Annotated in this window: 14 protein-coding genes; 7 read left to right on the forward strand and 7 right to left on the reverse strand. The window is 41.3% G+C overall.

Going from position 1 to position 23,647, the window contains the following annotated elements; genetic code table 11:
* Positions 1 to 70: 70 nt before the first annotated feature.
* On the reverse strand, positions 71 to 7,684 hold the full coding sequence (locus tag BLS32_RS15455; protein WP_091397922.1) for an Ig-like domain-containing protein: 7,614 nt from the start codon (positions 7,682 to 7,684) through the stop codon (positions 71 to 73).
* Between the two features lie 154 nt (positions 7,685 to 7,838).
* On the opposite strand from BLS32_RS15455, the gene folE reads away from it, so the two are divergent.
* The 4 genes from folE (at position 7,839) to lgt (ending at position 11,401) form a co-directional block, all read left to right on the forward strand.
* Positions 7,839 to 8,510 carry a GTP cyclohydrolase I FolE gene (folE, locus tag BLS32_RS15460; protein WP_091397925.1) on the forward strand — a complete coding sequence of 224 codons (672 nt, stop codon included), beginning with the start codon at positions 7,839 to 7,841 and terminating at the stop codon, positions 8,508 to 8,510.
* Between the two features lie 163 nt (positions 8,511 to 8,673).
* Complete coding sequence (cysS, locus tag BLS32_RS15465) at positions 8,674 to 10,152, forward strand: cysteine--tRNA ligase (protein WP_091398439.1); 1,479 nt, start codon at positions 8,674 to 8,676, stop codon at positions 10,150 to 10,152.
* A 7-nt stretch (positions 10,153 to 10,159) separates the two neighbouring features.
* Entirely contained in the window at positions 10,160 to 10,405 is a 246-nt protein-coding gene (yidD, locus tag BLS32_RS15470) for a membrane protein insertion efficiency factor YidD (protein WP_170227608.1), read from the forward strand.
* Between the two features lie 60 nt (positions 10,406 to 10,465).
* The gene (lgt, locus tag BLS32_RS15475; protein WP_091397930.1) at positions 10,466 to 11,401 is read left to right on the forward strand and encodes a prolipoprotein diacylglyceryl transferase; all 936 of its coding nucleotides are present in this window, start codon (positions 10,466 to 10,468) and stop codon (positions 11,399 to 11,401) included.
* A gap of 61 nt (positions 11,402 to 11,462) precedes the next feature.
* Here lgt and BLS32_RS15480 read toward each other — a convergent pair whose 3' ends face one another.
* Positions 11,463 to 12,023, reverse strand: coding sequence for a helix-turn-helix domain-containing protein (locus BLS32_RS15480; protein ID WP_139171788.1), 561 nt, complete (start codon positions 12,021 to 12,023; stop codon positions 11,463 to 11,465).
* Positions 12,024 to 12,267: 244 nt separating this feature from the next.
* Between BLS32_RS15480 and BLS32_RS15485 the strand changes: the two genes are divergently transcribed.
* The 3 genes from BLS32_RS15485 to BLS32_RS15505 all read left to right on the forward strand — a co-directional run bounded on the left by BLS32_RS15485 (position 12,268) and on the right by BLS32_RS15505 (position 15,485).
* Entirely contained in the window at positions 12,268 to 12,750 is a 483-nt protein-coding gene (locus tag BLS32_RS15485) for a hypothetical protein (protein ID WP_139171789.1), read from the forward strand.
* A 1,166-nt stretch (positions 12,751 to 13,916) separates the two neighbouring features.
* On the forward strand, positions 13,917 to 14,723 hold the full coding sequence (locus BLS32_RS15500; RefSeq protein ID WP_091397943.1) for an alpha/beta fold hydrolase: 807 nt from the start codon (positions 13,917 to 13,919) through the stop codon (positions 14,721 to 14,723).
* Between the two features lie 180 nt (positions 14,724 to 14,903).
* Positions 14,904 to 15,485 carry a hypothetical protein gene (locus BLS32_RS15505; RefSeq protein WP_091397946.1) on the forward strand — a complete coding sequence of 194 codons (582 nt, stop codon included), beginning with the start codon at positions 14,904 to 14,906 and terminating at the stop codon, positions 15,483 to 15,485.
* Positions 15,486 to 15,707: 222 nt separating this feature from the next.
* On the opposite strand, the gene BLS32_RS15510 is transcribed toward BLS32_RS15505, so the two are convergent.
* The 5 genes from BLS32_RS15510 to BLS32_RS15530 all read right to left on the reverse strand — a co-directional run bounded on the left by BLS32_RS15510 (position 15,708) and on the right by BLS32_RS15530 (position 23,639).
* On the reverse strand, positions 15,708 to 15,989 hold the full coding sequence (locus tag BLS32_RS15510) for a hypothetical protein (RefSeq protein ID WP_091397949.1): 282 nt from the start codon (positions 15,987 to 15,989) through the stop codon (positions 15,708 to 15,710).
* 259 nt (positions 15,990 to 16,248) lie between these two features.
* Positions 16,249 to 19,236 (reverse strand): protein translocase subunit SecDF, encoded by a 2,988-nt coding sequence (gene secDF / locus BLS32_RS15515; protein WP_091397951.1) that lies wholly within the window; start codon positions 19,234 to 19,236, stop codon positions 16,249 to 16,251.
* A gap of 212 nt (positions 19,237 to 19,448) precedes the next feature.
* The gene (locus BLS32_RS15520; protein ID WP_091398443.1) at positions 19,449 to 20,384 is read right to left on the reverse strand and encodes a malate dehydrogenase; all 936 of its coding nucleotides are present in this window, start codon (positions 20,382 to 20,384) and stop codon (positions 19,449 to 19,451) included.
* Positions 20,385 to 20,516: 132 nt separating this feature from the next.
* The gene (gyrB, locus tag BLS32_RS15525) at positions 20,517 to 22,457 is read right to left on the reverse strand and encodes a DNA topoisomerase (ATP-hydrolyzing) subunit B (protein WP_091397954.1); all 1,941 of its coding nucleotides are present in this window, start codon (positions 22,455 to 22,457) and stop codon (positions 20,517 to 20,519) included.
* Positions 22,458 to 22,562: 105 nt separating this feature from the next.
* Positions 22,563 to 23,639, reverse strand: a complete 1,077-nt coding sequence (locus BLS32_RS15530; RefSeq protein WP_307725639.1) for a dipeptide epimerase — start codon at positions 23,637 to 23,639, stop codon at positions 22,563 to 22,565.
* Positions 23,640 to 23,647: the final 8 nt, after the last annotated feature.

Consider the following 23,647-nt stretch of genomic DNA (forward strand, 5'->3'; position numbering starts at 1 on the left):
AGTTTATAATTATTATAAAAAAGGCTTCCTAAATTTAGGAAGCCTTTTTCTTTTATACAAACGTTTTTAATTATCGTTTGAGTGCAAAATGTGCATTGAATTCTTTAGATGAGCCTTGTTCGATAAAGAAAACTTTAAACCAGTAATCATCAGCCGGAGCCGGATTTCCATTGAACATTCCATCCCATCCCGCTCCTTTTGGAGAGATTTCTTTCATCAGTTTTCCGTATCTGTCAAAGATCAAAATTTTAGAACCATTCTGATCGCTCAGGTCCGGAATGTTCCATCTATCATTGTATCCGTCATTATTTGGTGTAAAGAATTTAGGAAATGCGATGATCCTGATGTCACTTATTGGAATCGACCCACAACCTACCCTGTCTTTAATTACAACATCATGATACCCCGAAGACAGGTTGTAAAATTGATTGCTGCTTTGAAACGCGCCGTTGTCTACCTGATACAGGTAATCTCCAACAGGCAATACATTAATGGTTACCAATTGGGTTTCCGAGAAATAATTCGATACTTCATAAGTTGCCGAAACCGGTGCAAAAGAAGCCGTAACAGTCGCCGATCCGGTATTGACACAACCTGTAACTGTATTGGTAACTTCAACTGTGTAATCTCCTGCCGCACCAGCAGAATAACTACTCGCTGTTTCACCTAAAATTTCTCCGGCGGCATCAAACCATTTGAAAGTATATGGGCCAGTTAATCCGGTAGTTAGATTTGCTCTTGAAATTACTATACCGCTTGGATCCACACAAATAAACTCATCCTGAGGCAAATTGACTACAGGTAATGGGTTTACTACTACGGTTGCCGTTTTGATACAACCGTTTGAATTGGTATAAGTAATGGTTACAGTTCCTGCTTTTACTCCCGTAACCAAACCTACATTGTCAACAGTCGCAACAGAAGGATTTGATGAAATCCATGGATTCACTGCTGAGGCGGTTGCCGAACCGGTTAGTTGCGTTTGCGAGCCTTCACAAACACTTAAAGTTCCTGTAACAGTTGGAATTGCATTTACAGTTATTGTAGCTGTAATTGTACAACCATTTGCGTTTTTGTACGTAATAACAGTTGTCCCTGCTGAAACTCCGGTAACAATCCCTGTATTGCCAACCGTCGCTACTGTAGGCGCAGAAGAAACCCAAGGGCTTACTGTAGCTGCTGTTGCTGAACCTGAAAGTATTGTGGTTGAACCGATACATACATTTAACATTCCTGTAATGGTTGGAGGTGCACTTACGCTTATCGTTTCCATTTTTATACAACCATTTGAATTCGTATAGGTAATTACGGTAGTTCCTGCCGAAATCCCATTAACAACACCTGTACTGCTTATCGTTGCCACTCCTGGATTCGAAGAAATCCATGCATTTGTTAACGCAGGAGTACCCGAACCGATAAGCGTTGTTGTCAATCCTTCGCAAACATTCAGCGTACCGGTAATGGTTGGAAGTGCATTTACAATTACTGTCGCCGTGATTTTACAGCCATTTGAATTGGTGTAAGTAATTAAAGTCGATCCTACTGAAACTCCGGTAACTACTCCTGTATTGCTAACTGTCGCTACGGCGGTATTGGCAGAAATCCAAGCGCCTGGTGTTGCAGGACTTCCTGATCCGGTAAGTGCCGTTGTCAATCCAGCACATACATTCAAAGTTCCGGTAATCGTTGGAAGTGGATTGACCACAACTGTTGCTGTAATAATACAACCGTTTGAATTGGTATAAGTGATCAACGAAGTTCCGGCGGAAACCCCTGTGACCACACCTGCATTAGTTATCGTAGCTGCTGCGGTATTGGCAGAAATCCAAGGGCTTGTAGTTGCAGGCGTTCCTGATCCGGTAAGTGTAGTCGTTGAACCGATACACACATTTAATATTCCTGTAATGACCGGCGCTGCGATCACATTGACAGTTGCAGTAGTTTTACAACCATTTGAATTCGTATACGTAATTAAAACTGTTCCGCCTGAAACTCCGGTAACGACTCCTGTATTGCTCACTGTAGCAATTGCTGGAGTTGCAGAAATCCAAGGGCTTAATGTTGCTGGTGTTGCTGAACCTATTAATGTTGTAGTCAATCCTACACAAACATTCAAAGTTCCGGTAATCGTTGGAAGCGCATTCACCGTTATGATTTGAGTAATGATGCAGCCAGCTGCATTTGTATAAGTGATCAATGAAGTTCCGGCCGAAACTCCGGTAACCATACCTGTATTGCTTATTGTCGCTACCGCGGTATTGGCAGAAACCCAAGGACTTGCAGTTGCCGGCGTTCCTGATCCCGTAAGCGTAGTAGTTGATCCGATACATACAGCAAAAGTTCCCGTAATTGTTGGAAGCGCATTGACCGTGATGCTTTGGGAGATTTTACATCCGTCTGCATTTGTATAAGTAATGATAGAAGTTCCACCAATAACCCCGGTAACTACTCCTAAATTGTCTACTGTTGCAACTGTGGTATTCGAAGAAACCCATGGACTTGCAGTTGCCGGCGTTCCTGATCCTGTAAGCGCAGTGGTTAATCCGGTACAGACAGCAAAAGTTCCCGTAATTGTCGGAAGCGCATTGACCGTGATGCTTTGGGAAATTTTACAGCCGGCTAAATTCGTATAAGTGATGGTCGAAGTTCCAGCTGTAACCCCAGTGACCACTCCTAAATTGTCTATTGTTGCAACTGTGGTGTTTGAAGAAACCCACGGATTTGAAGTTGCAGGCGTTCCTGATCCGGTAAGTGCAGTGGTTGACCCGGCACAGACAACAAAAGTTCCTGTAATTGTTGGAATCGGACTAACCGTTATGCTTTGGGTAATTTTACATCCGGCTGCATTTGTATAAGTGATGGTGGAAGTTCCGCCTGCAACCCCGGTAACTACTCCTAAATTGTCTACTGTTGCAACTGCGGTATTCGAAGAAACCCATGGACTTGCCGTTGCAGGCGTTCCCGATCCGGTAAGCGCGGTGGTTAATCCGATACACACATCAAAAGTTCCCGTAATTGTTGGAAGCGCATTGACCGTGATGCTTTGGGTAATTTTACAGCCGGTTAAATTCGTATAAGTGATCGTAGAAGTTCCGCCTATAACTCCGGTGACTACTCCTAAATTGTCTACTGTCGCTACCGCAGTATTTGAAGAAACCCACGGGCTTGCCGTTGCAGGCGTTCCTGATCCGGTAAGCGCAGTAGTTAATCCGGCACAGACAACAAAAGTTCCTGTAATTGTTGGAAGCGCATTGACTGTGATGCTTTGGGTAATTTTGCAGCCGGCTAAATTCGTATAAGTGATGGTAGAAGTTCCAGCTGTAACTCCGGTAACCACTCCTAAATTGTCTACTGTTGCAACTGCGGTATTTGAAGAAACCCACGGGCTTGCCGTTGCAGGCGTTCCTGATCCGGTAAGGGTAGTAGTTGATCCGATACATACAGCAAAAGTTCCTGTAATTGTTGGAAGCGCATTGACCGTGATGCTTTGGGTAATTTTACATCCGTCTAAATTCGTATAAGTGATCGTAGAAGTTCCAGCTGTGACTCCGGTAACTACTCCTAAATTGTCTACTGTTGCAACTGCGGTATTCGAAGAAACCCATGGACTTGCCGTTGCAGGCGTTCCCGATCCGGTAAGCGCAGTGGTTAATCCGATACATACATCAAAAGTTCCCATAATTGTCGGAAGCGCATTGACCGTGATGCTTTGGGTAATTTTACAGCCGGCTAAATTAGTATAAGTAATTGTAGAAGTTCCACCTGTAACCCCAGTGACTACTCCTAAATTGTCTACTGTCGCAACTGCCGTATTTGAAGAAACCCATGGGCTTGCAGTTGCCGGTGTTCCCGATCCGGTAAGTGCAGTGGTTGATCCCGCACAGACAACAAAAGTTCCTGTGATTGTTGGAAGCGCATTGACTGTAATGCTTTGCGTAATTTTACAACCGGCTAAATTCGTATAAGTGATGGTCGAAGTTCCAGCTGTAACTCCGGTGACTACTCCTAAATTGTCTACTGTCGCTACCGCAGTATTTGAAGAGACCCATGGACTTGCCGTTGCAGGCGTTCCTGATCCGGTAAGCGCGGTGGTTAATCCAATACATACATCAAAAGTTCCTGTAATTGTTGGAAGTGCATTGACCGTGATGCTTTGGGTAATTTTACATCCGGTTAAATTCGTATAAGTGATCGTAGAAATTCCGCCTGCACCCCCTGTTACTACTCCTAAATTGTCTACTGTTGCTACCGCAGTATTTGAAGAAACCCACGGATTTAAAGTTGCCGGCGTTCCTGATCCGGTAAGCGCAGTAGTTAATCCGACACAGACAACAAAAGTTCCCGTAATTGTTGGAAGCGCATTGACCGTGATGCTTTGGGTAATTTTGCAGCCGGCTAAATTCATATAAGTGATCGTAGAAGTTCCAGCTGTAACTCCGGTGACTACTCCTAAATTGTCTACTGTCGCAACTGCGGTATTTAAAGAAACCCACGGACTTGCCGTTGCAGGCGTTCCCGATCCGGTAAGCGCAGTGGTTGATCCGATACATACATCAAAAGTTCCCGTAATTGTCGGAAGCGCATTGACCGTGATGCTTTGGGTAATTTTGCAGCCGGCTAAATTCGTATAAGTGATTGTAGATGTTCCAGCTGTAACTCCGGTGACTACTCCTAAATTGTCTACTGTCGCTACTGCGGTATTTGAAGAAACCCATGGACTTGCAGTTGCAGGCGTTCCCGATCCGGTAAGCGCAGTGGTTGATCCGATACATACATCAAAAGTTCCCGTAATTGTCGGAAGCGCATTGACCGTGATGGTTTGGGTAATTTTACAGCCGGCTAAATTCGTATAAGTAATGGTAGAAGTTCCACCTGTAACCCCAGTGACCACTCCTAAATTGTCTACTGTCGCAACTGCCGTATTTGAAGAAACCCACGGGCTTGCAGTTGCCGGTGTTCCTGATCCGGTAAGTGCAGTGGTTGACCCGGCACAGACAACAAAAGTTCCTGTGATTGTTGGAAGCGCATTGACCGTAATGCTTTGCGTAATTTTACAACCGGCTAAATTCGTATAAGTGATGGTCGAAGTTCCAGCTGTAACTCCGGTGACTACTCCTAAATTGTCTACTGTCGCTACCGCGGTGTTTGAAGAGATCCATGGACTTGCCGTTGCAGGCGTTCCTGATCCGGTAAGCGCGGTGGTTAATCCGATACATACATCAAAAGTTCCCGTAATTGTTGGAAGCGCATTGACCGTGATGCTTTGGGTAATTTTACATCCGTCTAAATTCGTATAAGTGATCGTAGAAGTTCCAGCTGTAACTCCGGTAACTACTCCTAAATTGTCTACTGTTGCAACTGCGGTATTCGAAGAAACCCACGGGCTTGAAGTTGCCAGCGTTCCCGATCCGGTAAGGGCAGTTGTCGATCCGATACACACATTAAAAGTTCCTGTAATTGTCGGAAGCGCATTGACCGTGATGCTTTGGGTAATTTTACAGCCGGTTGCATTTGTATAAGTGATCGTAGAAGTTCCACCTGTAACCCCGGTGACTACTCCTAAATTGTCTACTGTCGCAACCGCGGTATTTGAAGAAACCCACGGACTTGCCGTTGCAGGCGTTCCTGATCCGGTAAGCGTAGTGGTTGATCCGGCACAGACATTAAAAGTTCCTGTAATTGTTGGAACAGTTCCAATATTAATGGTAATCGGAACAGAATAACACGTGCCCAATGCTGTGGTCATTGAAACAATAACATTAGTCACTGAAGTGGCTCCAACGGCTGGCGTTCCGCTAATTACAAATTTCTCAGCACCTGCAGTCGTGATAAATGTACCCGTAAGACCCGCTGGCAATGGATCACCAGACGAATCAATCGATGCTGTTGTTGGCGTTCCCGTAGAAACTGTAAATTGTAACGGACTTGGGGTTGCTATTGCTGTGCCTACGCAAATATCTGTAGTTGTATTTGAAGCCACAACGGTACAAGTACAGTTCTTAATCTCAACCCTGACCAAAGGCGCATCATACGCCAAACAGGTACCTGCAGGATCAGCGTTGATGTGATAAAGAACATCATATATGCCCACTATACTTCCATTGGGCGTAATCGCCCCTGTAGTTGGATTGATAATAAGACCTGTAGTTGGATTTCCTAAAGTATCAAGTGCACTAAAAGTTCCGTTAGGTGTTAGTGCAGGTAAAGGTGTGGGCGCAGTTACATTTTGTGGCAATTGTGCGGTTGTAATGTCGTCACAGTAGTCAGCACTACTATATTTAAAAGCGCCTTCCGGTTGTCTGATGATTGAAAATTTTCTAACATCCTGGCAACCTACTCCTAATGCATCCTCTACCCTTACGTAGATGTCTTGTGGCAAAGTCGTTACATTATAAGTTGTAGGCGTAAAGATCCTTCCAGGGCCAAAACCATTAATCGCACTGGTTTGGATTGTCCAATAGGTAAAACTATAATCGGTTACGCTTTCTGTCGCAGGAATCATGTTGCTTTCCTGACTGATATTCTGTATAAATGGCGGTGTAGATGAGGTACAGATGTTTGAAGGATTGCTTAACGTTGGGAATGTTCCTTTTGTCAATGTAAATTGATCTTCAACCACTACAGTTGTTCCATCACATCGGAAATAAGTCACCTTTACCTTGAAAATATTTCTTGCAGGAATTGTATTGTGATAATATCCTGTTATCGTCGGAAGGGATGAATGCAACGTGGCTCCTGTGTTATAATCGAGATAGGTCCATTCAATTTGTGGCGCGACAGGATTTGGTGAAACAGGAATAGGCCCATTTGGCTTAAACAAATAAGATTCGTTGTTTGCGGTAAAATCAACAGAATTTCTTCCAGGAGGGCTCACCCCAATTGTCCCGTCATGGTTCATCAAACCAATCAATGCTTCAAGTTGCCAACCAGGATTTGCTTCCCTGTGCTTCACATTGACTTCAACTATATTTGAGGTTTCATGTAAAATGATCTGGTAGGTTTGCAGCCCGGCGTCAATAGAACTTTGCTGGGTAGCAGGATACTGCGGAAGCTGGTTGTAGTTGACAATAAAGATCCTGTTTGGCTCTGCATAAGGACCGTCGTTCCTTAAAAGATAATTTACATTGGCAAAGTTTGCACGGCCTGCGAAGTGAATGTCCTGGTATACCCCAAAAATAGCATTTGTTATGGGCCCACCACGTAATCTAGGGTCGGAAGCTGGATTTGGATCCTGGATAGGTTGAGGATAGTTAGGACCCGGAAAAGCCTGCTGTATGTCCCACGAACAGAAACCATCCGGAATAACACCCCTATGATCACCTACATCAAAAGTAATAACCCCGTTTGAGCCGATCATGACGTTATCATAAGCATTCCCGAAAAAACAAAACTTGAAAGGCAGTGTAAAAATACCGGGACTCCAGAAATCATCAAGATCTCCACCAACGAGTATATCTTTTCCTCCCGCATAAGGCAACGGCCTGTAAGGAACCTGTGTTACTGTGTAATTGCTGCTTTCGTTAAAATTTGTATAATTGGCAGTAAGGTTTACAGGCTCGGTCAAACCTCCGTTACACGCCGCTTTGTCAGCCGTGATTTTTACGCTGGCAAGTGTGGCATTTTGGGCAAAGGCAGTAAATACAGTAAAGTTTACCAGTAGAAACAGCAGGTATTTATTTTTCATTTTAGATAATTTTGGCAGCGAAATTTACAAAAATTTAGCAAAGAATTATCTTAAATTTTAAATTAACTGAATATTTAACACTGAAATATATTCTTTGATTTTTATTAATTATCTTTGTTGCCTTTAAAATAAGCCATCATAACAATACCTATTAATGACAACTAACGAAGATTTTCACGACGAAATCGGAGACGACCACATCAGTTCAAACGCTACCAACCCACTTAGGGATGATGCTTTCGATATTCCGGATGACCAAAAAATAGAATTAATCAAAAAAGACGTCGAAAGCATCCTCAGGACACTTGGGATGGATCTTACCGATGACAGCATCAAAGGCACGCCAAACCGCGTTGCAAAAATGTTTGTAAAGGAAATTTTTGGCGGGCTGAACCCTGCAAAGAAACCAAGTTCTTCTACTTTTGACAACAATTACAAATACGGCGAAATGCTCGTTGAGAAAAACATTGTCGTTTACTCTACCTGCGAACACCATTTGCTGCCTATTATTGGACGCGCACATGTGGGTTATATTTCAAACGGAAAAGTTATCGGGCTTTCTAAAATGAACCGTGTCGTGGATTATTTTTCCAAAAGGCCTCAGGTGCAGGAACGCCTTACGATGCAGATCGTCCAGGAATTGCAGCGCGCTTTGGGAACGCAAGATGTTGCGTGCGTAATCGATGCCAAACATTTATGCGTGAATTCACGCGGGATCCGCGATATTGAAAGCAGCACCGTAACCTCTGAATTTGGAGGTAAATTTAAAGATGAGAAAACCAGACGTGAATTTTTGGATTATATTAAACTGGAAACAAAATTTTAATTTTTAATCCAATGTCCTAGCCCTGATTACTTCACTTGACTTTTATTTTTTATTTGAGTTCAGTGAATTACATTTGCAGCGGTATCCTTTTTACGGCTCCGCTGCGCTGCGCCGTAAAAAGGATACAAGCGAAAAGCAGGAATTAGCTCCTAAAAAAATAAAAATGCCACTATACAAAACGCAAACCGTCAAAATATACAATTCCCTTTCCGGGGAAAAAGAACTTTTTAATCCCATCCATGAAGGTAATATCGGGATGTATGTTTGCGGCCCGACGGTTTACAGCAATGTGCACCTTGGCAATGTGCGGACGTTTATGTCCTTTGACGTAATCTTTCGTTACCTGCTTCATTTGGGCTACAAAGTGCGCTATGTGCGAAATATTACCGATGTGGGCCACATTGTAGACGACGTGGATGAAGGCGAAGACAAAATTGCCAAAAAAGCAAGGCTGGAGCAGCTGGAGCCGATGGAGGTCGTGCAACGCTACACGGTTGATTTTCATGAGATTTTGAATGAATTCAATTTTTTTCCGCCGAGCATCGAGCCCACAGCTACCGGACATATTATCGAACAGATTGAGATCATCAAGAAGATCATCGACAACGGAATTGGTTATGAAGCTAACGGATCGGTGTATTTTGATGTCGTAAAGTTCAATGAAAGTTACCATTACGGCCAACTCAGCGGCCGCAACATCGAAGACATGCTCGCCAATACCCGCGAACTTGACGGCCAATCTGATAAACGAAACCCGCAGGATTTTGCGCTCTGGAAAAAAGCCGAGCCACAACATATCATGCGCTGGCCTTCGCCATGGAGCGACGGTTTTCCGGGCTGGCATCTCGAATGTACGGCGATGAGCACGAAATACCTGGGCAATCATTTTGACATTCACGGCGGTGGAATGGATTTAAAATTCCCGCACCATGAATGTGAAATTGCACAAAATGAAGCCTGCACCGGCCAAACGCCTGTGAATTATTGGATGCATGCAAACATGCTGACCCTAAACGGCAAGAAAATGGCCAAATCAACCGGAAATAATATTTTGCCGCGTGAAATCTTAACCGGCGAAAGTCCGTTTTTGAGTAAGGCTTTTTCTGCAAATGTGGCGCGTTTCTTTATGTTACAGGCGCATTACAGAAGCATCCTTGATTTTTCTGATGATGCGATCATTGCAGCTGAAAAAGGCTACAACCGTTTGATGGAAGCGATGGAAAACATTAAAGAAGTCAACGCTTCGGCAAATTCTACGCTCGATATTTCAAGCTGGAAACAATTGTGTTATGATGCGATGAACGATGATTTCAACAGCCCGATCTTAATCGCGCAATTGTTTGAAGGTGTTCGTTTTATCAACTTACTGAAGGAAGGTTCGGCAACCCTTACTGCTGCCGATCTTGAGGATCTTTCAAAAACATTATCGGCATTCGTGAACGATGTGCTCGGACTCGGAAAAGAAAAATCTGATGAAAGCCACGTCGAGAAAATGGAAGGCTTGGTGAACATGCTGATCGGGATGCGCAACGAAGCACGGGCGAATAAGAATTTCGCGCTGTCGGACCAGATCCGCGACCAGTTGCTTGCTCTTGGCATCCAGCTCAAAGACAGCAAAGAAGGAACCACTTTTATCTTGTAAGTTGACCATCAAACGAATACTAATATTGCCCTTTGTTTTTGTGATCCGCGTGTATCAAACCGTGATCTCGCCTTTAACACCCGCAAGTTGCAGGTTTGAGCCTACTTGTTCGTCGTATGCGCTTGAAGCTTTAAAAGTACACGGGTTGTTTTACGGAAGTTACCTTGGTGCCAAACGCATTTTGAGCTGCCATCCGTGGGGACGCAGCGGTTACGATCCGGTTCCGCCAAAAACTTGTACGCACAAACATTAACTAACTTTAGGATTTTACATTTGTATTAAATGTTATTTTTACGTCCAAATAATTTACCAAATGATACACCCATTAAGCTTTGTCTGGAGCCCTACAGAAGGAATCGATTTAGGATTTTTCATGATTCGCTACTACAGCCTCATGTTTGTGATTGCGTTTGCCCTTGGCTGGTATATTATGAAAAAAATCTTTGACCGCGAAAACGAGCCGATCGACAAACTGGATTCCTTATTCATCTGGACCGTTCTGGCAACGTTGCTTGGCGCAAGGCTGGGGCATGTATTTTTTTACGATTGGGAATATTACAGAAACCATTTATCCGAAATTTTATTGCCGTTTCGCTTCTCCCCGACTTTTGAATTCACCGGATTCCAGGGATTGGCAAGTCACGGTGCTGCGATTGCGATCATTATTACAATGTATTTCTTCAGCAAAAATATCATGAAAAGACCGATGCTTTGGGTACTCGACCGCGTGGTCATTCCGGTAGCAAGCGGTGCGATCTTTGTGCGTTTGGGGAATTTTTTCAACTCGGAGATCGTAGGTAAAAAGACCGATGGTTCGAATACTTTCGGGGTGCAGTTTGTGAAAGACCAGTTCAGTTCGAGGGAAGCGGTAAGCATCACAAAAATACCGAATCCGAAGGCGGCGTATCAGGCCATTGCACACGATCCGAAATTTGCCGATGTCCTGGCGCAGGTTCCGGTAAAACATCCGGCGCAATTGTATGAAGCGGCGTGTTATGTAGTGGTTTTTGCAGTGTTGTTTTATATGTATTGGAAAACGAACATTCGTGAAAAACAAGGATTTTTATTCGGCTTGTTCCTTGTTTTGCTGTGGACGGTTCGTTTTGTAGTCGAATATGTAAAAGAAAGCCAGGGCGGATTTGAGAGTTCGCTTGGATTATTTTCTACCGGCCAATGGCTCAGCATTCCGTTTATCCTTATCGGATTGTACTTTATGTGGGCTGCTGAAAAGCCGATTGAAATCAGATAATTTTCAGAATTTGGATTGATATACAAAAGCCATCGACATTGTTGATGGCTTTTTTGTTCCTTTAAAGTGCCGGATTATTTTCCGCTTTGGGCATTATCATTTTCAATTTCAGACTTTGCAATTTGGATTCGAGCAATGATTTTTCGAATTGGAGTAATTCCATACGGTGTTCTTGTTCGAACAGAAGATTTGAAATAACAACATCATTTGTACGGGAGACTTTAGAATTTATGATAGAAGCCATCCCGGTTTGAAATTTTTTTTCATTTTCAAGATTGGTTAACAAATCTTTAAGCCTTCGCAGCCTCGATTCTTTTTCCCGTTTTTTAATGGCAGCGGCAATTTCACGTTCGAGATGCAGGATCTGATAGGTGTTTTCGTGCAGTAGTTTTTCTAATTTCTTGTTGAACGTATCGTGCTGTCGTGCTACCGGTGAATTGGAAGTGGCTTCAGATTCTTGTATTTTAACAAGTATTTTTCCCAGCAGTTCTGTGGCGTGCAATGGCAGGTTGCGCTTGCCGATTTCAACGAGCGACCAAAGGCTGCGGCTTACACCGAACAACAATGCAGCCTGTTCTTGAGTCACTCCTAATAAGGAACTAATGGAAGTTTTTGTTTTCATGGCTGATTTGTTTGGAATACAAATATTTGAAATCAAAAATTTTGCCATTCTGTAGCAAATTTTTATTTTCAAAAAAATTGCTACACAAACTGTAACAATTTTTTTATTTTTAAAGTTTTGCTACAAAATTTAAATGGTTTTATATCAAGAGCAGTCAGTAAATGATTGCAGCTGTTTTGGTTATTGCGTATATTTGAGAGTTACCTGCCATATCCGGGGGAAACCTCATAAAACAACAACTACCATGAAAATTAGTGAATGGATTAAAAGTGATTTGGAATTGTACAATACGATCATGGAAATTGAATCTACTACTAAATCACAAGATAGACAGGCTGAAATGGCATTCAATAAAATTTGCGAACTTTACAGCTTGCCTAAATATCCTGAAGACTTAGATAATTATTTGGAAAGCCTTGGAGATAAACAAGATGGAGAAATTAGATCTGTATATGAAGAATATGCGCTAATTAAATTCTTAAATCCAAATGCTAATAAGAGAACTTTGGTTCTATCTGCAATCTACAATGTAAAAAACTTTTTTGCAGTAGATATTAAGGATGTGATTAGCAAAATGGAAAGCCAATTTGGCAGTGTAAAATTTATAGGCATAGAAGGCGAAATGGTAAATACGGACGTGATTCCTGTTAAAAACGTTGAAAAAGGTTTGCTGGCGGGTTGTTTTGTTGTTTACACTGTGTTAGATACGGCAGGTAACCGCCGGTAATCGCAATTGCTGATTTTCAGGTTACAGAACGTTCATCTTTCACGAAGAAACATTATCTTGGCAGAGCGAACTCAGCTCGCTTTTATCAGCAACTGCGTTTACCGGCCAAGCGTTAGCAGCAATACGAAAACGACACAAGAATGGGAACAATTATTTTCGCAATTTCATTTTTTTACATTTGGACTATTGTATTCATTTATCCTCCATGGCATAAAATTTTAAGAAAAATAAATGTTTACAAAACTTTACTGATAATTTCAATTGTATTCTCTGTTTTATCTTTTTTATCATATGATTCAGGAATGGAAAAAAGTGAAAAGGATATGGTTTTTGCAGCTTCTCATCTAATGCTTTTTTTGATTCTATATAAATGCTACGATAATTACATTTTAAAAACATATAACCGTCATATATTTTTTTTACGTTAAATTTAATTCTGTCTGGGAAGATGATGAATCTGATGCAAGTAACTTTGTTGATAATATAATGCAAGTTTCATTAGTAGTAATCCCGTTGATTATTTGTTGCTTTTTCCGTTGGCTAATCATTGATATTTTATAAATGTACTGCTGCTAACAACCGTTTCAAGAACTTGCTGGTTTCGGTAAGTTGAATGTTGATTTTCACGAAGAAAGTTTTATCTTGGCAGAGAATACTCAGTTCGCTTGCATCGCAAATTCGCGAAGCGGCCAAGCGTTGTGCGCTATTTTGGAGAACCACACCGAAAAAAACACGCAATTGTGAGCTGAAAATTTCTGTTATTGAATTTATAAGTATTGATTTATGAATATATTAGATAAATGGTGGAAACGGTTATTAATTGGATTGTTGCTAGGCGGAATGATGTCGGAAGCGCTAAAACTACTAACCTATCGCAAGGTGAAAATAAGTGCAATTTTTTTATCGATAATCCTGTATTTCGTATTGAACAATATTTACAATAGAAGTGAGAAGAATGCTAATGAAACTAGGAAGGACGAAAAATAAGAACAGCGCGCAACAGCCTGTAACCACAATCGCAGAGCTTTCGGAAACCGGAAGTTGTTGTTTCATGAAGAATTTTTATATTCGGTAGAGAAAACTCTGCCGTCATGCATTGCGAATTGCTTACAAGCAAAACGTTAGCGGTGATTTTTAAACAACCTTAATCAACAAGCAACCATTAAATGAAGTTATCAATAAGCATTATTGTCCTTTTTATCTCTTTAAATTCTCAATCACAAACCATTGACACTTTAGTAGCCGTTGGAAATCACAAACTGCACTTCAATATCATAAAAGGTAAAGGCATTCCAATTCTTTTTGAAACGGGCGGTGGCGCTGATGGAAATGCTATGAATAATATTTTGCAACCAATAGCCGATAAAACAGGTGCGACTTTAATAACTTATGATCGAGCGGGATTCGGAAAAAGTACGGTAGACATTTCGGAAACTGACATTTCCAAACACAATATTGTAAATGGAATCGAAGATTTAGAATTGGCACTTAAAAAATTGGGCTATAATGATAAAATAATGCTTGTTGCACATTCTTATGGTGGATGGTATTCAACATTATATGCTGCAAGAAATCCTGATAAGGTCAAAGCAGCGGTTCTAATTGATGTAAATCATGATTATTATACGGATGAATATGTCTCGGAAACGCTCAGGCAACAAAAAAATGATATAGAAAACTGGAAGCAAAATAATCTTGGATTTTATTATATGGCAACGAATTTAAAAAGTACTGTTGAAATTATGAGAAAAAATAGTTTCCCTGCTTCAATTCCAGTCACTGATATCGTTAACGGAAAGCCATTCTGGAAAGACACTGGAAAAATTGAACGTTGGATTAATTGTCATAAGAATTTTGTAGAAGCTGAACCAAATCGTATTGGCATAGTCGCAAAAGATTGCGGACACCTGATTTACAAGGACAATCCAAATCTTGTCATTAAATCTATCGTTGAGTCCTACAATAAAATTTAAGACTACAAAAACGCGCACAACAACCGCTAAGCTAACTATGCTTGTTTCGGTAAGTTGCACTTTCATTTTCACGGATAAAGTTTTATTTTGGCATATAAAACTCGGCTCGTTTGATTCTCGAATTCACTTACAGGCAAAACGTTAGCAGTAATTTTTCCATCAAAACCAATCATTTCAAATATGACACATTTAAAAATTATGCTATTTCTTTTATGTTCGGTTATTTCAGCATATTCGCAAAATGATAAAATCAACTCTAAAAATTATTGCAGTTTTTATAATGAAGAGGCATACACAGAAAACTCGGACGTCATAACAAGACATTTATCAGCAATTATTATTACAGATATTGTGCGTGAAGAAATGTATAAATTAGGATTCAAGTGGTTAAGCAATCCACGCATTATCAAAACCGAAACGGGGCAATACATTGCTTCTATCTGTTACTCGGACAAATCAAATTGTGGATTCTTATTAGAAGAGTCATATGATCTAATTCCGCTTCAAGAAAGCAGAAGCATTATAAGTATGAATAAAAGAGAAAGTGGCTACGATTATAGTGAAAAAATTGTTTTTACAGATGGCAAATACGAATTTGTAAACATCAAGGAAATCCCAAAAAATCTTCACATCCTTAAAATGGACAATTATTGGTATCAGACAAGTACAAACAAAGACAAGTCCAAAGCTTTAGTTCCAAAAGAATTCGCTTATGGGTTGTTAAGAGAAGATGTCAGAAATTTTTTGAAAGATAAATTGTAACGTTATTGCTAATAACGGATCAACTCGTTTTCTGTAAATTGAAAACGTTTTTTCATAACTTCGTTTTCGTTCGCGAAGCAAACCAATTCTCATTTTCAGAGATTTAGCTTAGACAAAAATCTTCGGAATAATAAAATGAAAGATAAAACTGCACCTGACTACAGTTGGAGTTTTACATGACCTGGCAAAAAATTCCAAATATTTTCCCGAAACCTTAAAATATCATTCTGCGATAATCTCCGCCTGTGAAATAACCTCCATCACTTCCCGGATCACCTCTATGCTATCGATAGCGCGCCCCGAATGGATAAAATCTTTGATAGACAACCGAATGAGGTTTTTGTAAACAGTTTCTGAAAATGGGTTTGCTGCCGTTTCTAAAAACTTAATCCTGTTTGTTTCTTCGACAACGGCAATGTAGATTTGGCCGACATTTATTTTCTCGGTTTCTGATATCAGATCATCGAGCAGTTGGATCAGTTTGGTTGGTTTTTCGGTTTTCATGGTTGATTAATTAGTATGACAAACATAATGAAAAGCAGGTGAATTTCTATATGTGAAGTTTAATTTATAGCTGCATTATAATTCGTACAATACTTCCTTAGCCCTGGTGGAAGCGGCATCCTTTGTAAATTTGTATGACGCAGCGGAGGCATTTAAAAAAGACACAGCTTCCCGAAGGTTCGGGAGCAGGAAATAGCTCCTGAAAAAACACAAAAAAAAGCCCGATATCACTATCGGGCTTTTTATATAACTATTTGAATTAAGCTTCCCTGTTGTGCTCTTCTTCAATTCTTTTGTGTTCTGCATCTGAGATCGTGTCTACCAATACCGGTGTTGCGATGAACAATGAAGAGTAGGTTCCGATCACGATACCGATAAGCATCGCAAAGATAAATCCTCTGATTGACTCGCCACCGAAGATGAACATGATTAGCAATACCAGGATCATCGTTAATGACGTATTGATCGTTCTTGACATGGTCGAGTTGATCGACTGGTTTACGATCTGGTTGAAGTTACCTTTTGCTTTTCCGCCAAGGTATTCACGAACCCTGTCAAATACAATTACGGTATCGTTCATTGAATATCCAATTACCGTTAAGATCGCTGCAATGAAGTGCTGGTCGATTTCCATTCCGAATGGCATGTATTTCCACAATAAAGAGTAAACACCCAATACGAAGATCACATCATGCGCAACCGCTGCGATCGCACCTAAGCTGTACTGCCATTTTCTGAACGATACCATTAAGTAGATAAATACGATGGCCATCGCACCAAGAACTGCCCAGTATGAATTGGTTTTGATATCGTCTGCCACTGTTGGCCCAACTTTAGAAGCCTGAAGAATTCCGTATTGTTTGCCTTCGTAGCTGTTTACGAATTTATCGTAAGTCATATTTGCATCGAAGTGTTTTTTCAATTTGTCAAACAAGATTTTGTTTACCTGTTCGTCAGCTTCTGTTCCGTGTGCTTCAACCATGAATTTGGTAGTCACTTTCAATTGGTTGTCTTTTCCGAAAACTTTCGCTTCGGCAGACTTATCAAAAACAGGAAGCAATTCATTTCTTACTTCTTCAGCAGAAACTGGCTTTTCAAAACGAATCTGGAAAGTTCTTCCACCTTTGAAATCAACACCATAATCCAAACCGTGAGTAGCAAGCGAGATCACGCTCACAATAACTACCAAACTTGAGAAAATATAAGTGTATTTCTTTGCTCCTAAAAAGTCGTAGTGGAAATTCGTAAAGAAGTTTTTAGAGAACCCTGTTGTAAAGGTCAATTTGTTTCCTTTAGCAACACTCCAGTCTAACAACATTCTTGTGATGAAGATTGATGTGAACAATGAAGTTGCGATACCGATCAATAAAGTCGTTGCAAATCCCTGGATTGGTCCTGTTCCGAAGATCAAAAGAACCGCTCCCGTCAATACGTGCGTCACATTCGCATCAATGATCGAACGCATTGCCCCTTTCCATCCGAAAGATGCTTTTACCGCTTCTTCGATTGATTTTCCAAGGCGCAATTCTTCTTTTGCCCTTTCATAGATAATGATATTCGCATCTACCGCAGTTCCCATGGTCAATACGATACCGGCAATACCAGGCAAAGTCAATACCGCACCTAGGCTTGCAAGGATTCCGAAAAGGAACAATAAGTTTACAAGAAGCGCTGCGTTGGCGAACCAACCTGCTTTACCATAATAAACCACCATCCAAAGAGCTACGATCAGCAGCCCTACAAGCGCTGAAGTGGTTCCGTTGTCAATAGCTTCCTGCCCCAATGATGGCCCAACTACTTCTGATTGTACGATTTCTGCAGCAGCAGGCAATTTACCTGCACGAAGCACGTTCGCTAAATCTTTGGTTTGTGTCACGTCGAAAGTACCTGAAATTTCAGATCTTCCTCCTGAAATCGGTCCGCTCGAAACGCCAGGAGCCGAGTATACGATATCGTCAAGAACGATCGCGATATTGCTTTTTTGTGTGTAGGCTTTACCGGTCAATTCTTCCCAGGCTTTTGCACCTTGTCCGTTCATTTGCATGGTTACGGATGGTTTGCCTAATTGGTCGAATGAATCTTTAGCATCTGTAATCACGCCACCGCTCATCGCAGCCTGGTTGTCACGGTTTCCTTTTAAAGCATAAAGCTCAACAGTTTCTACCTGTTTTTTGGTTTTCTCGTCAACTGTTGTTGTTGGAATTCCCCAAACAAATTTGGCATAACGCTGGTCTCCGCTTAATAAGTTTCTAATCTCTGGTCTTTTGAAATAACCGTTGATTGTTGCTGTATCTTTTGTATTTACAACTGCAAGAACAGCACCACCACCCTGAGCAACAAATTTGCTGATGATTGGCCCTAAGTCTTTTGTTGAAGCCGAAGCTGTCGTATCTTTTGCTTTATCGGCAAGCAATGCGCTTAAGGTATCGGGTGTTTTAGTATTGGTTTCTGTTTTTACAACGGCTTTTTCAGTAGCTTTCAAAGCATTGTTGGCCGCCATAAGGAAATTCCCTACTTCGTCAATTTTGTAAGTTTCCCAGAACTCCAATTGTGCCGTACCAGACAATAATTTTTTGATACGATCTACATCTTTTGCACCTGGAAGCTCCACGAGGATTCTTCCTGATTCACCCAGTTTCTGGATGTTTGGTTGTGTTACGCCGAATTTATCAATACGTTTTCTCAATACTTCAAAAGCAGAATCTACAGATTCATCTACTTTTTTGCGGATGATTTTCTGAACTTCGCCATCAGACATTTTAAAGTTGATCTGATCACCTAAGTTTTTGTTTGCGAAAATATCAGGAGAAGCTAATTTTACAGTTCCTTTAGAAGCATTGTCAAATTCCCTGAAAAACACATCAAGGTAATCTTCATTTCCTTTTCTATTTTTGGTAGCTTGTTCAATTGCCTGGTTAAAAACAGGATTTTTAGAATTGTTTGCCAATCCTTTAATGATGTCTTTAACCGAAATCTGAAGTTGTACATTGATTCCACCCTCAAGGTCAAGCCCTTTGTTGATCTTTTTGTCTTTTACTTCGTTGTAAGTAAAATCGGTGAACCCAAGATTAAAGACTTTCTCTTTTCCGATAGAATCCAAATACTTTACTTCTCTCTCAGAGCTTCCTTTCGCGAAAGTCTTTGCATCTTTTTCAATGCCGTCAGCTACAAAAGTGAATGAAAGTTGGTAAATGCTTACCAATGCAAATAAAATTGCGAAAAATTTAACTAGTCCTCTATTCTGCATTATTACTAAAAATTAATTAATTCTGGTTTTTGTGGTTTATTTTAATGCTTTCGGATGATCCAAAACCCAATAAAATCAGGTGTTAAAATTATCCTATTTTTTTTGAAACGTGCAAATATATAATTACTGAAAACATTAACCAATTTATTTATTGATTAATCTCAAAAAAAAGACTGCAAATTTGCAGTCTTCCTTATATAAAGTATAAAAGCTTACGCCAAAACCGATTTCAGGTCGGCATTCATGTTTCTTACCGCGTCTGAACTCTTTGCGAAAAGTGCTTTTTCGTTGTCATTTAGGTTGATATCGACGATTTCTTCAATCCCGTTTTTACCAATGATGCAAGGCACGCCAACGCAAACATCGCTTTGTCCGTATTCGCCTTCAAGCAATACCGAACACGCGATCATCTTCTTCTGGTCATTTAAAATGCTGTCTACCAGATAAGCAACAGAAGCACCCGGCGCATACCACGCGGAAGTTCCGAGCAAGCCGGTTAAAGTCGCGCCTCCAACCATCGTGTCAGCCGCTACTTTTGCCATTGCTTCTTCAGATAAAAATTGTGAAACCGGAATTCCATTGTAAGAAGCCAGTCTTGTTAACGGAATCATTGTCGTATCGCCATGTCCGCCAATGACCATCGCCGAAACGTCGTTGATCGGTTTGTCTAAAGCTTTTGACAAATAATATTTAAAACGCGAACTGTCTAAAGCGCCGCCCATTCCGATGATGCGGTTTTTAGGCAATCCGGTGGCTTTCAAAGTTAAATAGGTCATCGTATCCATCGGATTCGAAACCACTACAATAATAGTATGAGGAGAATGTTTGAGCACATTTTCAGCAACAGTTTTTACAATTCCGGCGTTGATCCCGATCAGTTCTTCACGCGTCATTCCCGGTTTTCTCGGAATTCCCGAAGTGATCACCACCACATCGCTGTTCGCTGTTTTCGAATAATCGTTTGTCACACCCGAAACACGCGTATTAAAACCCGTATTCGATGTACATTGTGAAATATCCATTGCTTTTCCTTCTGCAAAACCCTCTTTAATGTCTAGCAAAACGACCTCGCTCGCAATGCCTCTGTAAGCGATCACGTCTGCACAAGTGGCTCCAACGTTTCCTGCTCCTACTATGGTAACTTTCATGTTTATATGTATTTGTTGTTGTTTATTTTTTGAAGCTGTTCCCGCTATCCGCTGCAATCTTTTTATTTTGTTCGTTCCTCACTTAAAATAAAAAGGATTTCCGCTGTTATCGGGGCTAGGGCATTCCGTTATTTACGCGTCGATCTTAGCATAAACGGCATTTTTTTCAATGAATTCCCTTCTCGGCGGAACCTCATCGCCCATTAGCATTGAAAACACCTGATCGGCTTCTGCAAGGCTATCGATATTGACTTGTCTAAGCGTCCTGAAACTCGGATCCATGGTCGTTTCCCACAACTGCTCCGCGTTCATCTCCCCAAGACCTTTATAACGCTGGATTCCTGCGCTTCCGCCCATTCTGGCATTCGCAGCATCGCGCTGGTCGTCGTTCCAGGCATATTCTTTTTTGTTTCCTTTTTTAACCAAATATAAAGGTGGCGCAGCAATATAAACGTGGCCTTGTTCGATCAGTTCTTTCATAAATCTAAAGAAAAATGTCAGGATCAAAGTAGAAATGTGGCTTCCATCGACATCGGCATCACACATGATGATGACTTTATGGTAGCGTAGTTTTTCGATATTCAAAGCCTTGCTGTCTTCCGGAGTTCCGATCGTAACGCCAAGTGCCGTAAAAATATTCCGGATCTCTTCGTTTTCAAAAACCTTGTGGTGCATGGCTTTTTCAACGTTCAGGATCTTACCACGCAATGGCATGATCGCTTGAAAAGCACGGTCGCGGCCTTGTTTTGCCGTTCCGCCCGCCGAATCTCCCTCGACAAGGTATACCTCGCATTTTGCCGGATCCTGTTCTGAACAATCGGATAATTTACCCGGAAGTCCGCCGCCGCCCATCACGGTTTTACGCTGCACCATTTCACGCGCTTTTTTCGCTGCGTGGCGTGCCTGCGCTGCCAAGATCACTTTCTGAACGATCGTTCTTGCATCGTTCGGATTTTCTTCCAAATAATTTTCGAGCATTTCTCCAACCGCCTGAGAAACAGGAGAAACGACTTCCCTATTTCCAAGTTTGGTTTTAGTCTGCCCTTCAAATTGCGGTTCCTGAACTTTGACAGAAATGATCGCGGTCAGTCCTTCACGGAAGTCATCTCCGGTAATTTCAAATTTCAGTTTGTCTAATAAACCAGAAGCATCAGCATATTTTTTTAATGTTCTTGTCAATCCGCTGCGGAAACCCTGCAAGTGCGTTCCACCTTCGTGCGTATTGATGTTGTTTACGTAAGAGAAAATATTCTCTGTGTAGCTTGTATTGTAGATCAAAGCAACCTCAACCGGGATTTCGCCTTTTTCATTGTCCATGGAGATAACATGTGAAATGATCGGCTCGCGGTTTCCATCGAGGTAACGAATGTATTCTTTCAAACCTTCATCGGAATGAAAAACCTCAACCTTAAATTCGCCTTTATCGTCAACTTCCCTTTTATCGGTAAACGTAATCGTAATTCCTTTGTTCAGGAACGACAATTCACGCATACGTGCAGAAAGCGTGTCGTATGAAAATTCGGTCGTTTGTGTAAAAATGGTATCATCAGGATAGAACGTTTGCATGGTCCCGCGTTTGGTCGTTTCGCCAACCTGCTTTACCGGATACATTGATTTTCCCCTTTCGTATTCCTGCTCGTAGACCTTTCCGTCACGGAAAACCGTAGATTTCATGTGTTTGGAAAGCGCATTCACTACAGACACACCCACACCGTGCAAACCTCCGGAAACTTTATAGGAATCTTTGTCGAATTTACCTCCGGCACCAATTTTCGTCATGACGACTTCAAGTGCAGAAATGCCTTCTTTTTTGTGCATGTCAACCGGAATTCCACGGCCGTTGTCTTCAACCGTTACCGACCCATCTTCGTTGATGGCCACACCAATTGTGTCACACCATCCGCCCATCGCTTCATCGATGGAGTTGTCTACTACTTCGTAAACCAAGTGATGTAGTCCTCTAACACCTACATCGCCTATATACATGGAAGGACGCATTCTTACGTGCTCCATCCCTTCTAATGCCTGAATACTATCTGCTGAATAATTGTTCTTCTTGATTTCTTCGCTCATAAAAATTTACTGTAAAAAATATATTTTTTGTATAACACGCAAATATATAAAAACGCGAATGATTTCCCAGTCAAAATAGTCCTTTTGGACTTTAAGTTATTAACATTATATCGATTTTTCTGTGTACAATTCGACACCAATTCCGAAGTTTTCGCTGTAGCGGATTTTACCGAAATCAAACGACACGCCTTTGGCTATATCTTGTTTCAAAAGCAGCGCTCCGTCGGCATCGATATAATCCAGAAGCGGGGCGATTTGTGCCAATGCTGAAATTCCGACAGTCGATTCGGTCATACAACCTGCCATGATTTTAAGGCCTTTGTCGCGTCCGTTTTCGATCATTCGCAAAGCCGAAGTGATGCCGCCACATTTGGTGAGTTTAATGTTGATGCCGTGGAATAATCCATCGCAGGAATTGACATCATCTTCGCGCTGGCAGCTTTCGTCTGCAATAATCGGCAAAACCGAATGTTCACAAACTTTTTTCATGCCTTCGAAATCATTTGCTTTTAAAGGCTGTTCAATGAATTCGACATTTAGTTGTTTGAAGATTTTTGAATATTCAATCGTTTCATCTGCAGTCCAGGCGCAATTGGCATCGATCCTGAATACTGAATCGGTCGTTTTACGGAGTAATTCTACAATTTGCAGGTCATTTTGCGTTCCGAGTTTGATCTTGTAAACAGGCCATGGTTTTTCGATGATCTTTTGCTGCATCATTTCGATCGAGTCTATCGCAATCGTATACGAAGTTAACGGCAGATTTTCATCGGCTGCAGCCCAAAAACTCCGGAGCGTTCTTTTGTGCCTGCGCGAGTAGAAATCCCAATACGCTTCGTCGATCGCGCACAATGCAAAATAATCTTCCTGCAGATGTGGCGCAACAATTTGCCATAAATCTGATGGATGAATCATTTCTGAATTTTCGATAATTGGTTTGACTTTGGAAATGCTTTCTGTCAATCTTTCCACTGTACTATGGTAATACGGATTGACGGTTGCTTCTCCATATCCGGAAATTTCCCCATCGGAAATACAAACGACAACGGTTTTTTGAACATTAACCGTATAACGCGAAATCGTAAACGGATGCGCAAGCGGCAGGTCGTAAAATTGGAAAGTGAGTTTTAAAGCCATAAAAAAAGCGCCGGTAACAACTCCGGCGCTTAAAATTACAAACAATATTCAAC

This window comes from Flavobacterium noncentrifugens, from assembly GCF_900100375.1.
GTDB classification, from domain to species: domain Bacteria; phylum Bacteroidota; class Bacteroidia; order Flavobacteriales; family Flavobacteriaceae; genus Flavobacterium; species Flavobacterium noncentrifugens.

What these genes read in the sequence shown, in the direction of transcription:
- BLS32_RS15455 (WP_091397922.1), bottom strand. Translation starts at nt 7,684, where the DNA reads ATGAAAAATAAATACCTGCTGTTTCTACTGGTAAACTTTACTGTATTT.
- folE (WP_091397925.1), top strand. Translation starts at nt 7,839, where the DNA reads ATGACAACTAACGAAGATTTTCACGACGAAATCGGAGACGACCACATC.
- cysS (WP_091398439.1), top strand. Translation starts at nt 8,674, where the DNA reads ATGCCACTATACAAAACGCAAACCGTCAAAATATACAATTCCCTTTCC.
- lgt (WP_091397930.1), top strand. Translation starts at nt 10,466, where the DNA reads ATGATACACCCATTAAGCTTTGTCTGGAGCCCTACAGAAGGAATCGAT.
- BLS32_RS15480 (WP_139171788.1), bottom strand. Translation starts at nt 12,023, where the DNA reads ATGAAAACAAAAACTTCCATTAGTTCCTTATTAGGAGTGACTCAAGAA.
- BLS32_RS15485 (WP_139171789.1), top strand. Translation starts at nt 12,268, where the DNA reads ATGAAAATTAGTGAATGGATTAAAAGTGATTTGGAATTGTACAATACG.
- BLS32_RS15500 (WP_091397943.1), top strand. Translation starts at nt 13,917, where the DNA reads ATGAAGTTATCAATAAGCATTATTGTCCTTTTTATCTCTTTAAATTCT.
- BLS32_RS15505 (WP_091397946.1), top strand. Translation starts at nt 14,904, where the DNA reads ATGACACATTTAAAAATTATGCTATTTCTTTTATGTTCGGTTATTTCA.
- BLS32_RS15510 (WP_091397949.1), bottom strand. Translation starts at nt 15,989, where the DNA reads ATGAAAACCGAAAAACCAACCAAACTGATCCAACTGCTCGATGATCTG.
- secDF (WP_091397951.1), bottom strand. Translation starts at nt 19,236, where the DNA reads ATGCAGAATAGAGGACTAGTTAAATTTTTCGCAATTTTATTTGCATTG.
- BLS32_RS15520 (WP_091398443.1), bottom strand. Translation starts at nt 20,384, where the DNA reads ATGAAAGTTACCATAGTAGGAGCAGGAAACGTTGGAGCCACTTGTGCA.
- gyrB (WP_091397954.1), bottom strand. Translation starts at nt 22,457, where the DNA reads ATGAGCGAAGAAATCAAGAAGAACAATTATTCAGCAGATAGTATTCAG.